Below are 14,218 nucleotides of genomic sequence, written 5' to 3' on the forward strand. Positions count from 1 at the left end.
CCTCCCGTAGGAGAGCGAGGGCGCAGGCGGGGCGGCCGGATTCGAACGGACGTCCTCCTCCATGCTGTGTAGGCGCACTACCTCTGTGCTACGACCTCGCCGAGGCGTGATCATAGCCACGGCAGGATGATCATTCGATCGAATAATCGATTAAAGGCCCGGTTCGGAGGGCCAGTTCGAGTGGGATCTCCGTCGGCGGCGGACCACCGCCGCACACGCGCGGACCGCGATCTGCCGGGATCTCCTGGAATTGATCTTCCAAAAATCTCCCAGATGATCTACAAGCCAAGAAACGAAGCCCCTCGCAGGGATCGCGAGGGGCTTCTCCTTTCGGCCGCACACCCCCATTGAGCTGCAATAACGCGCCGGACACCCTCCCTACGGCAGGTTGCGCGCCATGACGATGCGCTGGACCTGGTTCGTGCCCTCGTAGATCTGGGTGATCTTCGCGTCGCGCATCATCCGCTCCACCGGGTAGTCGCGCGTGTACCCGTAGCCGCCGAGCAGCTGGACCGCGTCCGTGGTGATCTCCATGGCCGCGTCCGAGGCGAAGCACTTGGCCGCCGCTCCGAAGAAGGTGAGGTCCTCCTTGGCGCTGCCTCCGGAGACGCGCTCCGAGCGGGCGGCGGCGGAGTAGGTGAGCTGGCGGGCCGCTTCGAGCTTCATGGCCATGTCGGCGAGCATGAACTGGACGCCCTGGAAGTCCGCGATCGGCTTGCCGAACTGCTTGCGCTCCTTGACGTACCCCGCCGCGTAGTCGAGCGCGCCCTGGGCGATGCCGAGGGCCTGGGCCGCGATGGTGACGCGGGTGTGGTCGAGGGTCTTCATCGCGGTGGCGAAGCCGGTGCCCTCCTCGCCGATGAGCCGGTCGGCGGGGATACGGACGTTGTCGAGGTAGACCTCGCGGGTCGGGGAGCCCTTGATGCCGAGCTTCTTCTCCGGGGCCCCGAAGGAGACGCCCGGGTCCGACTTCTCGACCACGAAGGCGCTGATGCCCTTGGTGCGCTTGTCGGGGTCGGTGACGGCCATGACCGTGTAGTACTCGGAGACGCCCGCGTTGGTGATCCAGCGCTTCACACCGTTCAGGACGTAGTGGTCGCCGTCCCGTACCGCCCTGGTCTTCATGCCGCCCGCGTCGGAGCCCGCGTCCGGCTCCGAGAGGCAGTACGAGAACATCGCGTCGCCCTTGGCCAGCGGCGCCAGGTACTTCTTCTTGAGGTCCTCGTCACCGGCCAGGATCACCGGCAGCGAGCCCAGCTTGTTCACGGCCGGGATCAGCGAGGAGGAGGCACAGGCACGGGCGACCTCCTCGATGACGATCACGGTGGCGAGCGCGTCCGCGCCGGCGCCGCCGTACCCCTCGGGTACGTGGATGGCGTGCAGGTCGGAGGCGACGAGCGCGTCCAGGGCCTCCTGCGGGAAACGGGCCTCCTCGTCCACGGCCGCCGCGAACGGCGCGATCTTCGCCTCGGCGAGGGCGCGGACGGTCTCGCGGAGCATGTCGTGCTCCTCGGACGGGCGGTACAGGTCGAAATCAGCCGATCCGGCCACGGTCTTTCACTCCCCAAGGATGCTAACTACCGTTAAGTAACCCAATTTTAGAGGGCCCGGACGGCATCGGGATAGGTGAGTTCGCCGACAGGCCGTTCTCACTCGGAGAAGTGCCCCTGCGGCGCCCGCCCGACGCGCGGATATGCTCGGGCCCGCACACGACCGTCGCACCTTGGAGCACCCATGGCCCTCAAGATCACCGTGATCGGCACCGGCTATCTCGGCGCCACCCACGCCGCGGCCATGGCCGAGCTGGGTTTCGAGGTCCTCGGGCTCGATGTGGTCCCCGAGAAGATCGAGATGCTGTCGGCCGGCCGGGTACCGATGTACGAACCGGGCCTGGAGGAGCTGCTGCGGAGGCATGTCGCGGGGATCGAGGGATCGAGCGGGCGGCTGCGCTTCACGACGGACTGGGCCGAGGTCGCCGACTTCGGCGACGTGCACTTCGTCTGTGTGAACACCCCGCAGAAGCACGGCGAGTACGCGTGCGACATGTCGTACGTCGATTCCGCCGTGGAGAGCCTCGCCCGGCATCTGCGCCGGCCGGCGCTCGTCGTCGGCAAGTCCACCGTGCCGGTGGGCAGCGCGGACCGGCTGGCCGCCCGTATCGCGGAGCTGGCGCCGGCGGGCGACGAGGTGGAGCTGGCCTGGAACCCGGAGTTCCTGCGCGAGGGCTACGCCGTGCACGACACCCTGCACCCGGACCGGCTCGTGGTGGGCGTGCGCGCCGGCGCGGGCGGGGAGCGCGCCGAGCGGACGCTGCGCGAGGTGTACGCGACCCCGATCGCGGAGGGCTCGCCCTTCGTGGCGACGGACTTCCCGACGGCCGAGCTGGTCAAGACCTCCGCGAACTCCTTCCTGGCCACGAAGATCTCGTTCATCAACGCGATGGCGGAGGTCTGCGAGGCGGCGGGTGGCGATGTGGTGAAGCTGGCGGAGGCCCTCGGCCACGACGAGCGGATCGGGAAGAAGTTCCTGCGCGCCGGGATCGGCTTCGGCGGCGGCTGCCTGCCCAAGGACATCCGGGCGTTCATGGCGCGCGCGGGCGAGCTGGGCGCGGACCAGGCGCTGACGTTCCTGCGCGAGGTCGACTCGATCAACATGCGCCGCCGGGGCCACATGGTGGAGCTGGCACGGGAGGCCGTGGGCGCCGACTCGTCCTTCCTCGGCAAGCGCGTCGCGGTGCTGGGCGCGACCTTCAAGCCGGACTCCGACGACGTACGGGACTCCCCCGCGCTCAATGTGGCCGGGCAGATACACCTCCAGGGCGGCCAGGTCACGGTGTACGACCCGAAGGGCATGGACAACGCCAGGCGCCTCTTCCCGACCCTGGGCTACGCGGACTCGGCCCTGGAAGCGGTGCGCGGCGCCGATGTCGTCCTGCACCTGACGGAGTGGTCCGAGTTCCGCGAGCTGGACCCGGCGGCCCTCGGCGAGGCGGCGTCCCGCCGGCTCATCCTCGACGGCCGCAACGCCCTGGACCCGGAGCGCTGGCGCGCGGCTGGCTGGACGTACCGGGCGATGGGGCGGCCGCGGGCCTGACCGGTACGAGCCGACGCGCCCGCGCACGCCCGCGCACGCTCCAGGCGGGCAGGCGGGCGCGGATCAGTGCGGCTCAGTCGTGCGGGCCCACGCCCGCGCGACGGCCTCGGCTCAGCCGTTCTCGGTCAGCCTCGCCCGGTACGCCCGCATTTTCGCCCGCGCGCCGCAGACCGCCATCGAGCACCAGCGGCTGCGGCCCGCCGGGCTGCGGTCGTAGAAGACCCACCGGCACTCCTCCGCCTCGCACGCCTTGAGGCGCTCCCAGGTGCCGTCGGCGGCGCCTGCCGCGATCGCCTCCGCGATACGGGACGTCAGTCCGGCCGGCGCCGTGGCCGGGCGGAGGGTGGCGGCGCCGGTCGTGTCGACCGCCACCCGCAGCGGGGCTCCCGCCAGCAGCCGGTCGAGGTCGGCGGTCGAGGGCCGGGGCGGGCCCACGGGGCCGGTCGGCGGCTCCCCGGCGCGCGGGAGCCGTGCGGTGCGCGGGATCGCGTCGGCGTGCGCCAGGCAGGCGGCGCGCAGGGCCTCGCGGAGTTCGCGGGCGGCGGGTATGTCCTGTGCCGCGAGGCCGAAGGCGGCGCGGCCGTCCGCCGTGTCGAGGCTGTCGGTGCCCTCTTCGATGTCGAGCGTGTTCACCAGGGCCTCGACCAGCGCCAGCCCTCCGGGGGCGGGTGGCCTGTTCGTCATGGTGTGACGTTACCTCTTGCCCGTTACCTCTTGCCCACGGGTATATGGTCACCCACACTGTTACCAGTTGAAGCCACTCAGCGGTAACGATCGCCCGCAACCGAGGAGACTCCGATGGCCGTCGCCACGCTCAGCACCGTCGTCCTGGACTGCCCCGCCCCCGTCGCCCTCGCCGGTTTCTACGCCGGTCTGCTGGGCGGCGAGATCGTCGAGAGCAGCGACAGCGGCGACCGGTGGGTGGACCTGACGGGCATCCCCGGCACGCCGCTCGCCTTCCAGGCCGCGCCCGGCTTCGTACCTCCGGTGTGGCCGGCGGCCGACGGCTCGCAGCAGCTCCATCTGGACCTGAGCGTCCCGGACCTGGACGTGGCGGAGAAGCAGGTGCTCGCGCTCGGCGCGACGGTGCTGGACGCGGCGGACCGGGAGCGGAGTTTCCGGGTCTACGCGGACCCCGCCGGCCATCCCATCTGCCTCTGCCGCGCCGCCTGATCGCCGTCCAGTTCTTCGATCGTCGCGGTCGACGGCCCGCGCCGCTGCTGGGCGGTGCGGGCCGCGAACTCCGTGTCCCTTACCACTCGGGCCGCGTTGCCCCAGGTCAGCCCGGCGATGTCGGCGTCCGTCCAGCCCCGGTCGAGCAGTTCGGCGAGCAGGAGCGGGTAGCGGGAGGCGTCTTCGAGGCCCTGGGCGCGCGGGGTGCCCGCCGTCGCGCCGTACCCGCCGGAGAGGCCCACGCACCGCGCGCCCGCCACCTCGCGTACGTGGTCGAGGTGGTCGGCCACGTCCCGGAGGGACGGCGGGCGACCGGCGCGGGCGATCCGGTCCGGGGCGAAACTCACCATGCAGACACCGAGGTTGGCGCCGAGGAGCGCGAGACCGGCGTCCGAGACGTTGGCGGGGTGGTCGGTGAGCGCGCGGGCGCCGGAGTGGGCGAACATGACGGGCGCCTTGGCCATGGTGAACACCGCGCGCATCGTGTCCTCACGGGTGCCGGAGAGGTCGACGACGATCCCGAGGCGGTTCATCTCCCGTACGGCCTCGTGGCCGAACCGGCTCAGTGTGCCGTCCTGGTCGGCCCAGCGGGCTCCGGCGAGCGTGACGGCCCGGACGCCGAGTGCGTGATAGGCGCGCAGGACGCTCAGCGAGTCCCCGAGCGCGGGCCCGTCGACCGGCCCGAGCAGCGAGGCGACGCGCCCGCAGTTACGGGCGTCGGTGATGTCCCCGGAGGTCAGCACGAGCCTGAACCCCTCGGGGCAGCCGTCGACCATGGCGCGCACCCGGTCGATCAGCTCCAGCGTGGCGCTGATGGCGTGGTGCCGGCCGGCGTCGTGCGCCGGGACCCGTAGCGACCAGAACTGCGCGCCGACCCCGCCCGCGCGCAGCCGGGGCAGGTCGGTGTCGAGAGCGCTCTCGCCGAATTCGAGGTCGTGCGGGGGCGTGCGCCCGAGGAGCTGGGCGAGACCGCTGTGGCCGTCGAAGACCGGATGCGCGGCGAGGAGGACGCGGACGCGTTCCGCCGTCCCGACCACCTCGGACGTCTCGACCCCGTGTGAACGGCCCGCGGACCCGGTCGTCCCGGCCGTCACCACTGCCTCGGCGCACGCGACGACTGTCTCGGCGCAGGCGGCGCTCTCGGGGCTCTCGTCGGCGCTCTCGGGGCTCTCGTCGGGGCTCTCGGCCTGAGCTTCGAACGACGGTGGTTCCTCTCCGGACGCCGTCGGTGCCTCGGCGTACGGATCGTCTCGCAGATCTGCCATGACGGGCGCTCCGGGGTCGGCGGCAGCAGTACCGCCACGGTGACACGCCCGGCCCGGATGGTCGCGGCGGACGGTGCGTCCGGGGTACGGGTACGGGCCCGCCGGCATGAGTACGGGGTACGAGGCCGTCCCCGTACCCCGTACCCCCGCGTACCGGCCTCAGCGGCCGTCCGGGCCGTTCACGCGCCGTCCAGCGCCTCGATCGTCGCCTGCGACGCCTCGCGCGTGGTCCGCAGCGACCGCGAGACGTCCTCCGCCGCGCGCAGCACCCGTACCGCGTTCTGCCATGTCAGCTTCGCGATGTCCGGCGTCGACCACTTCCGCGACAGCAGCTCGGCGATCAGGTTCGGATAGCCCGCCACATCCTCCAGGCCCTCCGGCGTGAAGGGTGTCCCGTCGAAGTCGCCGCCGATGCCGATGTGGTCGACGCCCGCCGTCTCGCGCATGTGGTCGAGGTGGTCGGCGACCGTCGCGACCGTGGCCACCGGGCGCGGGTGCGCCGCCTCGAAGGCGTTGTGGACCTTCATCGCCTCGGGGGTGGTGGCGAGGTGGTGCAGCCCGTGGGCGTCCATGTTCCGGTCCGCGAGCCGGGTCCACTCCACCGCCTCGGGCAGGATGAACTTCGGTACGAAGGTGACCATCGCGACGCCGCCGTTCCCGGGCAGCAGCTCCAGCACGTCGTCCGGGACGTTGCGCGGATGGTCGCAGACCGCGCGCGACGACGAGTGGGAGAAGATCACCGGCGCCTCAGTCACGGCGAGCGCGTCGCGCATGGTCGTGGCGGCGACGTGCGAGAGGTCGACCAGCATGCCGAGGCGGTTCATCTCCCGGACGACCTCGCGGCCGAAGGCGGAGAGCCCGCCCACGCCCGGCGCGTCCGTGGCGGAGTCGGCCCAGCGGAGATTGTCGTTGTGCGTGAGCGTCATGTAGCGGACGCCCAGGGTGTACAGGGCGCGCAGCGTGGCGAGGGAGTTGTTGATGGAGTGGCCGCCCTCGGCGCCCATCAGCGACGCGATCCGGCCCTGCCGGCGCGCCTCCTCCATGTCGTCCGCCGTCAGGGCGCGGGCCAGGTCGTCGGGGTAGCGGGCGAGGAGCCGGCCGACCACGTCGATCTGCTCCAGTGTCGCGCTGACCGCGTCGTCCCCGGCCATGTCGGACCGTACGTACACGGACCAGAACTGGCCGCCGACCCCGCCGCGCCGCAGCCTCGGCAGGTCGGTGTGGAGGTGCGCCGACGTGTCGTCGGCGATGTCGAGCCGGTCCAGGTCGTAGCGGACGTGCTCACGCAGCGCCCACGGCAGGTCGTTGTGGCCGTCGACCACGGGGAAGTCGGCGAGCAGGGCGCGGGCCCGGTCCAGGAGGCCGACCTCGGGCACGGGCGGCGTCACTTGCCGAACCCGAAGTGGTCCGAGCCCTCGACCTTGGCGCGCAGCCGCTTGCCCTTCGCCGTCGCCTGGTCGTTCAGCTCCCGCTGGAACTCCCGCATCCGGCTCCGCAGTTCGGGATCGTGGGCCGCGAGGATACGGGCGGCCAGCAGCCCGGCGTTGCGGGCGCCGCCGACCGAGACGGTGGCGACCGGCACGCCGGCCGGCATCTGCACGATGGAGAGCAGCGAGTCCATGCCGTCCAGGTACTTCAGGGGCACGGGGACACCGATCACCGGCAGCGGCGTCACCGACGCCAGCATGCCGGGCAGGTGGGCCGCGCCGCCCGCGCCCGCGATGATCGCCTTGAGTCCGCGGTCGGCCGCGTGCTCGCCGTAGGAGATCATCTCGCGCGGCATCCGGTGGGCGGAGACGACGTCGACCTCGTACGGGATCTCGAACTCGTGCAGGGCCTGCGCCGCGGCCTCCATGACGGGCCAGTCGGAGTCCGAGCCCATCACCACGCCGACCAGGGGGGGAATCATTCGGTGATCGTTCCTCGCAGATAGCCGGCGGCGTGGCGGGCGCGCTCCAGCACGTCGTCCAGGTCGTCGCCGTAGGTGTTGACGTGGCCCACCTTGCGGCCGGGCTTCACGTCCTTGCCGTACATGTGGATCTTCAGCCGCGGGTCCCTGGCCATGCAGTGCAGATAGGCCGTGTACATGTCGGGGTAGTCGCCGCCGAGGACGTTGCACATGACCGTCCAGGGCGCGCGGGGGCGCGGGTCGCCGAGGGGGAGGTCGAGTACGGCCCGCACGTGGTTGGCGAACTGGGAGGTGATCGCGCCGTCCTGGGTCCAGTGCCCGGAGTTGTGGGGGCGCATGGCCAGTTCGTTGACGAGGACGCGTCCGTCGCGGGTCTCGAAGAGTTCGACCGCGAGATGGCCGACGACGCCGAGTTCCGAGGCGATCCGCAGCGCGAGCCGCTGGGCCTCGCCGGACAGTTCCTCGGAGAGCCCGGGCGCGGGCGCGATCACGGTGTCGCAGACGCCGTCGACCTGCTGGGACTCGACCACGGGGTAGGCCACGGCCTGGCCGTGCGGCGAGCGGACTATGTTCGCCGCCAGTTCGCGTACGAAGTCGACCTTCTCCTCGGCGAGGACGGGGACCCCCGCCAGGAAGGGCGGTTCGGCCTCGGCCTCGGAGCGTACGACCCACACGCCCTTGCCGTCGTAGCCGCCGCGCACCGTCTTGAGGACGACGGGGAAGCCGCCCACCTCGGCGGCGAAGGCCGCGGCGTCGGCGGGGTCGGTCACGATGCGGTGGCGCGGGCAGGGGGCGCCCAGCTCGGTGAGCCGGGCGCGCATCACTCCCTTGTCCTGGGCGTGCCTGAGCGCGTCGGGACCGGGCCTGATGGGGATGCCATCGGCCTCCAGTGCGCGCAAATGCTCGATCGGCACATGTTCGTGGTCGAACGTGATCACATCGCAACCCCGCGCGAAGTCACGCAATGTGTCCAGGTCGCGATAGTCGCCGACGACGACATCGTTCACCACCTGGGCAGCCGAGTCCTGGGGGGTGTCACTGAGGAGCTTGAATCTGAGGCCGAGGGGGATGCCCGCCTCGTGGGTCATACGGGCGAGCTGACCGCCGCCGACCATGCCGACTACCGGGAACGTCACACACCCAGGGTATCCGGACGCGGCGGGCGGTACGCCGAGGCCGCCCCGCCCGCCGCCGCCGGTACCACCGGCGCCACCGCACTCGCCACCCACCGTCACCGAGCGTGACGTACGGTCGCCCGGGCGGGTGCGGAGGGTGCTGGTTAGCATGGTTCGATACTGCTGGATCGAGCGAACCGCCGAACGGACTGGGGCTGAACGAGCATATGAGCGAACGCGGCGCACTCCGTGTGCGACTGGACCGCCTCATGCGCGAGGCGGTCAAGTTCGGCGCGGTGGGCGGAGCGGGGCTGCTGGTCAACCTCCTCGTCTTCAACCTCGTACGGCACACCACCTCGCTGCCCGTCGTACGGGCGAGCGTCCTGGCCACCGTCGTCGCGATCGTCTTCAACTACGTGGGGTTCCGCTACTTCACCTACCGGGACCGCGACAAGAGCGGGCGCACCAAGGAACTGACGCTGTTCCTGCTGTTCAGCGCGGCCGGCCTGGTGATCGAGAACGGCATTCTGTACACCGCGACCTACGGGTTCGGCTGGGACTCACCGCTCCAGAGCAACGTCTTCAAGTTCATCGGCATCGGCATCGCGACGCTCTTCCGCTTCTGGTCGTACCGGACCTGGGTGTTCCGGGCGCGGCCCGTCGCGGAGGGCGGGTCGGGCGCGGACCCGGAGTCCGGGCCCGGCGGTGGCGAGCAGTCGGAGCCGGTACGGGTGCGCTGACGCCCGTATCCCCGTACACCTGCCGTATCCCCGTCCCCGTATCCCCGTCCCCGTATCCCCGTCCCCGTATCCCCGTACCGCCGGCCCTGTCCCCCTGCCCCCGCCTGGCTTTGCCGCCCGCGGGGGTTCTCGCCCGTCCGGTCCTCGGCGGCCTCAGCGGACCGGGCGGTGCGTCGCATCCGCCGACTTGCGGGTACGGGCCTCCCGGCTGAGGAACAGCGCGAAGACCGGCGGCTGCTGCTGGAGCAGTTCGAGGCGACCGCCGTCGGCCTCCGCCAGGTCGCGCGCCACGGCGAGGCCGATGCCGGTGGAGTTGCGGCCGCTGATGGTGCGCTCGAAGATCCGTGCGCCGAGGTCCGCCGGTACGCCGGGCCCCTCGTCGGTGACCTCGATGACGGCCTGGTTCCCGGTGACCCGGGTGCGCAGGGCGACCGTACCGCCGCCGTGCATCAGCGAGTTCTCGATCAGCGCCGCGAGGACCTGGGCGACGGCGCCGGGGGTCGCGACGGCGCGCATCCCCGGCCGGCCGGAGCAGACGATGGCGCGGCCGGCGCTGCGGTAGGCGGGCCGCCACTCCTCGATCTGCTGCTTGACGACTTCGTCGAGGTCGAAGGCGACGGCGGAACCGGTGCGCGGGTCGCGGGCGTTGGTGAGCAGCCGTTCGACCACGTCGGTCAGCCGCTCCACCTGGGTCAGCGCGATCGTCGCCTCTTCCTTCACGGTGTCCAGGTCGTCGGTCACGGAGATCTCCTCCAGCCGCATGGACAGCGCGGTCAGCGGGGTGCGCAGCTGATGCGAGGCGTCCGCCGCGAGCCGCCGCTCGGCGGTGAGCATCCGGGCGATCCGCTCGGCGCTGGAGTCGAGGACGTCCGCGACCCGGTCCAGCTCGGGGACGGCGTAGCGCCGGTGGCGGGGGCGCGGGTCGCCGGAGCCGAGGCGCTCGGCGGTCTCCGCGAGGTCGGTGAGCGGCGAGGCGAGGCGGTTGGCCTGCCGTACGGCCAGCAGCGCGGCGGCGATGACGGCGAGCAGGGCGACCGCGCCGATGATCAGCAGGGTGCGGCCGACCTCGCGGGTGACGGAGGAGCGGGTCTCCTCGACCGTGACGGTCTCGCCCTCCTCGCCCCTGGCCTGGCCCCGCAGGACGCTGCCGGTGGGGCGTTCGCCGATCTCGACGGGGTTCCGGCCGGGGATCTCGATCCGGGCGTACCGCTTCTTGGCCACCTGCTCGGAGAGCACCTTGGCGTTGACCCGGTCGCCGCCGAGCAGCCGGCTGTCGACGATGCTGACGAGGCGCAGTGCCTCGGAGTCCACGCTCTCCTGGGCGCTGGCGCTGATCGTGCGGGTCTCGACGATGACGAGCGACACCCCGAACACGGCGATGACGATGAGTACCACGGCGAGCGTGGAGCTGATCAGACGACGGCGCACGGTGCGCTCCCCACATGGATCGGTGACACGGCCACGGCACCAGGCCCCGCGATCCCGGCGAGATCCGAACGGGAGGGACCGGGGTGCGGTCTGCCGTCCGGAGCCGGCCGAACGGGAGGCGTCAGCTCTTCTCGAACCGGAAGCCGACGCCCCGTACCGTCGCGATGTAGCGCGGGTTGGCGGCGTCGTCGCCGAGTTTCTTGCGCAGCCAGGAGATGTGCATGTCGAGGGTCTTGGTGGAGGACCACCAGGTGGTGTCCCAGACCTCGCGCATCAGCTGGTCGCGGGTGACGACCCGGCCGGCGTCGCGGACCAGCACCCGCAGCAGGTCGAATTCCTTGGCGGTGAGCTGGAGCTCCTCGTCGCCCATCCAGGCGCGGTGCGACTCGACGTCGATCCGAACGCCGTGCGTGGCGGGGGCGGGACCGGTGTCGGCGGCGCCGCGCCGCAGCAGGGCCCGTACGCGCGCCAGCAGCTCGGCGAGCCGGAACGGCTTGGTGACGTAGTCGTCGGCACCGGCGTCGAGTCCGACGACGGTGTCGACCTCGTCGGCGCGCGCGGTCAGCACCAGGATCGGGATGGCGTGGCCCTCGGCGCGGAGTCGGCGGGCGACTTCGAGGCCGTCCATTCCGGGCAGCCCCAGGTCGAGGACCACCAGGTCGATACCGCCCTGGAGTCCAGCGTCCAGTGCGGTCGGGCCGTCTTCGCGGACCTCGACCTCGTAACCCTCCCGTCGCAGGGCGCGGGCCAGCGGCTCCGAGATGGAAGCGTCGTCCTCGGCGAGCAGTACACGGGTCATGAGGTGATGGTAGACCGCGCGGGGCGGCGCCCGGGCGGTGCTCGCGAGGGCGCTCGCGGGAGCGGCTCGCGCGACCGCGGGTCACCGCGCCGATCCGATGATCTTCCTTCGAATTTCGGCGGCCGCCCGGTCGGCACCTGTGATCCATGTCTCTCCGTTACGTCGGTCCTTCCTTGTCGCACTCTGTCGTGCCGTATGGTGTCGAGGCACCTTTAAGTACTACTCACCCCACTTGCACCACTCGCACTGCCCAACCCCCCACTCGTAGACCTTTGAGACCTTCAAGACCTTTGGCCTGCCGAGCGCCGAAGGTCTCCTTTTATGCGGTCTCTCATGCGGTCTCTTCCTATGCGCAAGGATCGATCGATGGCGCCCAGCCTGACGAAGGACTCGCCCAGCGCCCCCGCCGGCCCCGAGAAGACCTTCTTCGGCCACCCCCGCGGACTGGCCACCCTCTTCATGACCGAGATGTGGGAGCGCTTCAGCTTCTACGGCATGAGGGCCCTGCTCACCATCTACCTGATCTCCGGCGGTCCCGATGCCTCGAAGGGGCTTCAGGGCGGCGGGCTGGGGATGGACCTGGCCACCACCACGGCCATCTACTCCATCTATCTCTCGATGGTCTATCTGCTGGCCATGCCGGGCGGCTGGCTGGGCGACCGCGTGTGGGGGCCGCGCAAGACGGTCACGATCGCGGCCTGCACGATCATGGTGGGCCATCTGACGCTGGCCCTGCCGGGCTCGGGGACATTCTTCGCCGGTCTGGCGCTGGTGGCGCTCGGCTCCGGCCTGCTGAAGGCCAACATCTCCACGATGGTCGGGCAGCTCTACGACGGTCCCGACGACCCGCGCCGGGACGGCGGCTTCACCATCTTCTACATGGGCATCAACATCGGTGCCTTCTTCGCCCCGCTGGTCATCGGCACGGTCGGCGAGACGTACAGCTGGCATCTCGGCTTCGCCCTCGCGGCGGTCGGCATGGGGATCGGGCTGGTCACGTTCCTGTTCGGTACGCGCCACCTGAACCCGGCCAGCAGCCGCGTCCCCACCCCGCTCTCCCGCGAGGAGCGCGTCTCCTGGCTGCGCAAGGGCATGACCTGGCTGCTGATCGCGGCCGTCTTCTACGGCGTCGTCGGGCTGACCGGTCACTTCACCCTCAACTGGGCGATGGTCCCGTTGACGCTGGCCGGGGTCGTCATCCCGGCCGGGGTGCTGATCCGGATCAAGCGCGACAAGGACCTCTCGGCGGTCGAGCAGACCAGGATGTCCGGGTACATCTGGTTCTTCGTGGCCGCCGCCGTCTTCTGGATGATCTACGACCAGGGCGGCTCCACGATCCAGGCGTTCGGTACGACGAAGGCCGCGACGGAGCTGTTCGGGATCGGCTTCCCGACCTCCTGGTACCAGTCGCTGAACCCGGTGTTCATCATGGCGCTGGCTCCGGTGATGGCCTGGCTGTGGCTGTGGCTGAACCGGAAGGGCCAGGAGCCGACGACGGTGGTGAAGTTCGCGGCCGGGCTGGTCCTCATCGGTGTCTCGTTCTTCTTCTTCCTGATCCCGCTGCTCATGTCGGGCGGCGGCACGCTGGTGAGCCCGATGTGGCTGGTGGGGATCTATCTGATCCAGACGGTCGGCGAGCTGTGCGTGTCACCGGTCGGGCTGTCGGTGACCACGAAGATGGCGCCGGCGAAGTACGCGAGCCAGATGATGGGTGTCTGGTTCCTCGCGGTCACGGCGGGCGACTCGGTCACGGGGCTGCTCTCCATCGCCGGGGTCGACCTGAGCAAGTCGGGCGTGGTGGCGCTGGAGGCTCTCCTGGCGACGCTGGCGGGGGTCGCGGTGTACATGTACCGCAAGAAGGTCAGGGCGCTGATGGGCGACATCCACTGAGGCCGGCGTATCGCCGAGCCGCCTTTCGGGGGCTCGGCGAGGGCCTCGGCGAGGGCTCGGCGAGGGTCGAGACGTGCTGATGGCCGTACGTACGGGAGGGCCCGCCGCGCCGGAATGGTGCGGCGGGCCCTCCCGTACGTACGGCCATCGTGCGTGCGGCGCGGCGCGGGGTGCCCGGCGCGGCTCGGGCGGGAACGGCTCAGGCGGGGGCGGTTCGGGCGGGAACGGCTCAGGCGGGGGCGGCCAGTTCCGCCCAGACGGTCTTGCCGGCCGCGTCCGGGGTCCTGACCACGCCCCAGTCGAGGCACAGCCGCTGGACGATGAACATGCCGTGGCCGCCGGGCCGCCCCGCCCGGTGCGGGGTGCGCGGTGCGGGCTGGCCCGTGCCCCGGTCGGTGACTTCCAGCCGCAGCGCCTTGGGCCCGTAGGTGACGCGCAGCCCTTCGGGGCCGTCGGCGTGCAGGCAGGCGTTGGTGACCAGCTCGGAGACGACCAGCAGGACGTCCTCCGCCGCCGCCCGCCGGTCCGCGGTCGCGGCGGGGAGCCAGCCCCAGTCGTACAGCGCCTGGCGGGTGAAGTCGCGTGCGAGCGGGACGACGCCGCTGGCACCGGACAGCACGAGCGTCCGTACCCGCGCGTCGGACGTCGCGGGGCGTGGCCCCGCCTCGTCCGACTCGGGGCCGAGGTCGCCCGGCGGAGGCTGCCGGGTGGTGCTCATCAGCGCTTCACCTCACCGAATTCACCCATGTGTGAGTTCCGTCAATACAGAGCGTGCGTGTCAGGGTTCCATGGTCCCCTGAGTGACC

General features: G+C 71.3%; 13 protein-coding genes. 4 read left to right on the forward strand and 9 right to left on the reverse strand.

Annotated features, from left to right (window positions below; translation table 11 throughout):
* Window positions 1–378 precede the first annotated feature (378 nt).
* Entirely contained in the window at window positions 379–1,551 is a 1,173-nt protein-coding gene (locus ACFY6S_RS28960) for an acyl-CoA dehydrogenase (protein WP_388827869.1), read from the reverse strand.
* A 183-nt stretch (window positions 1,552–1,734) separates the two neighbouring features.
* Here ACFY6S_RS28960 and ACFY6S_RS28965 point away from each other — a divergent pair, with 183 nt between their 5' ends.
* Window positions 1,735–3,093: a UDP-glucose dehydrogenase family protein gene (locus ACFY6S_RS28965; RefSeq protein WP_388827872.1), complete on the forward strand. Its 1,359-nt coding sequence runs from the start codon at window positions 1,735–1,737 to the stop codon at window positions 3,091–3,093.
* Between the two features lie 111 nt (window positions 3,094–3,204).
* On the opposite strand, the gene ACFY6S_RS28970 is transcribed toward ACFY6S_RS28965, so the two are convergent.
* Complete coding sequence (locus ACFY6S_RS28970) at window positions 3,205–3,777, reverse strand: CGNR zinc finger domain-containing protein (protein ID WP_388827875.1); 573 nt, start codon at window positions 3,775–3,777, stop codon at window positions 3,205–3,207.
* Between the two features lie 114 nt (window positions 3,778–3,891).
* Between ACFY6S_RS28970 and ACFY6S_RS28975 the strand changes: the two genes are divergently transcribed.
* Window positions 3,892–4,266, forward strand: a complete 375-nt coding sequence (locus ACFY6S_RS28975) for a VOC family protein (protein WP_388827878.1) — start codon at window positions 3,892–3,894, stop codon at window positions 4,264–4,266.
* Here the strand turns inward: ACFY6S_RS28975 and ACFY6S_RS28980 are convergent.
* From ACFY6S_RS28980 to ACFY6S_RS28995, 4 genes are all read right to left on the reverse strand, one after another.
* Complete coding sequence (locus ACFY6S_RS28980) at window positions 4,218–5,531, reverse strand: dipeptidase (protein ID WP_388827881.1); 1,314 nt, start codon at window positions 5,529–5,531, stop codon at window positions 4,218–4,220. The two genes, ACFY6S_RS28975 and ACFY6S_RS28980, sit on opposite strands and share 49 nt — an antisense overlap.
* A 179-nt stretch (window positions 5,532–5,710) precedes the next feature.
* Window positions 5,711–6,919, reverse strand: a complete 1,209-nt coding sequence (locus tag ACFY6S_RS28985) for a dipeptidase (protein ID WP_388827884.1) — start codon at window positions 6,917–6,919, stop codon at window positions 5,711–5,713.
* On the reverse strand, window positions 6,916–7,440 hold the full coding sequence (gene purE / locus ACFY6S_RS28990) for a 5-(carboxyamino)imidazole ribonucleotide mutase (protein WP_388827886.1): 525 nt from the start codon (window positions 7,438–7,440) through the stop codon (window positions 6,916–6,918). Before purE ends, ACFY6S_RS28985 begins: the two co-directional genes overlap by 4 nt.
* On the reverse strand, window positions 7,437–8,576 hold the full coding sequence (locus tag ACFY6S_RS28995) for a 5-(carboxyamino)imidazole ribonucleotide synthase (RefSeq protein WP_388827889.1): 1,140 nt from the start codon (window positions 8,574–8,576) through the stop codon (window positions 7,437–7,439). The genes purE and ACFY6S_RS28995 overlap by 4 nt, the downstream gene beginning before the upstream one ends.
* A 206-nt stretch (window positions 8,577–8,782) precedes the next feature.
* On the opposite strand from ACFY6S_RS28995, the gene ACFY6S_RS29000 reads away from it, so the two are divergent.
* Entirely contained in the window at window positions 8,783–9,295 is a 513-nt protein-coding gene (locus ACFY6S_RS29000) for a GtrA family protein (RefSeq protein ID WP_388827892.1), read from the forward strand.
* A 153-nt stretch (window positions 9,296–9,448) separates the two neighbouring features.
* Here ACFY6S_RS29000 and ACFY6S_RS29005 read toward each other — a convergent pair whose 3' ends face one another.
* Entirely contained in the window at window positions 9,449–10,723 is a 1,275-nt protein-coding gene (locus ACFY6S_RS29005) for an ATP-binding protein (RefSeq protein ID WP_388827895.1), read from the reverse strand.
* A gap of 121 nt (window positions 10,724–10,844) precedes the next feature.
* A complete protein-coding gene (locus tag ACFY6S_RS29010) occupies window positions 10,845–11,522 on the reverse strand; it encodes a response regulator transcription factor (RefSeq protein ID WP_114623002.1) in 678 nt (225 codons plus the stop codon).
* 366 nt (window positions 11,523–11,888) lie between these two features.
* On the opposite strand from ACFY6S_RS29010, the gene ACFY6S_RS29015 reads away from it, so the two are divergent.
* Window positions 11,889–13,412, forward strand: coding sequence for a peptide MFS transporter (locus ACFY6S_RS29015; RefSeq protein ID WP_388827899.1), 1,524 nt, complete (start codon window positions 11,889–11,891; stop codon window positions 13,410–13,412).
* Window positions 13,413–13,641: 229 nt separating this feature from the next.
* On the opposite strand, the gene ACFY6S_RS29020 is transcribed toward ACFY6S_RS29015, so the two are convergent.
* Window positions 13,642–14,130, reverse strand: a complete 489-nt coding sequence (locus ACFY6S_RS29020) for an ATP-binding protein (RefSeq protein ID WP_388827902.1) — start codon at window positions 14,128–14,130, stop codon at window positions 13,642–13,644.
* Window positions 14,131–14,218 lie beyond the last annotated feature (88 nt).

The sequence above is a fragment of the Streptomyces sp. NPDC012835 genome, from assembly GCF_042900885.1.
In the GTDB taxonomy this organism is placed as follows: domain Bacteria; phylum Actinomycetota; class Actinomycetes; order Streptomycetales; family Streptomycetaceae; genus Streptomyces.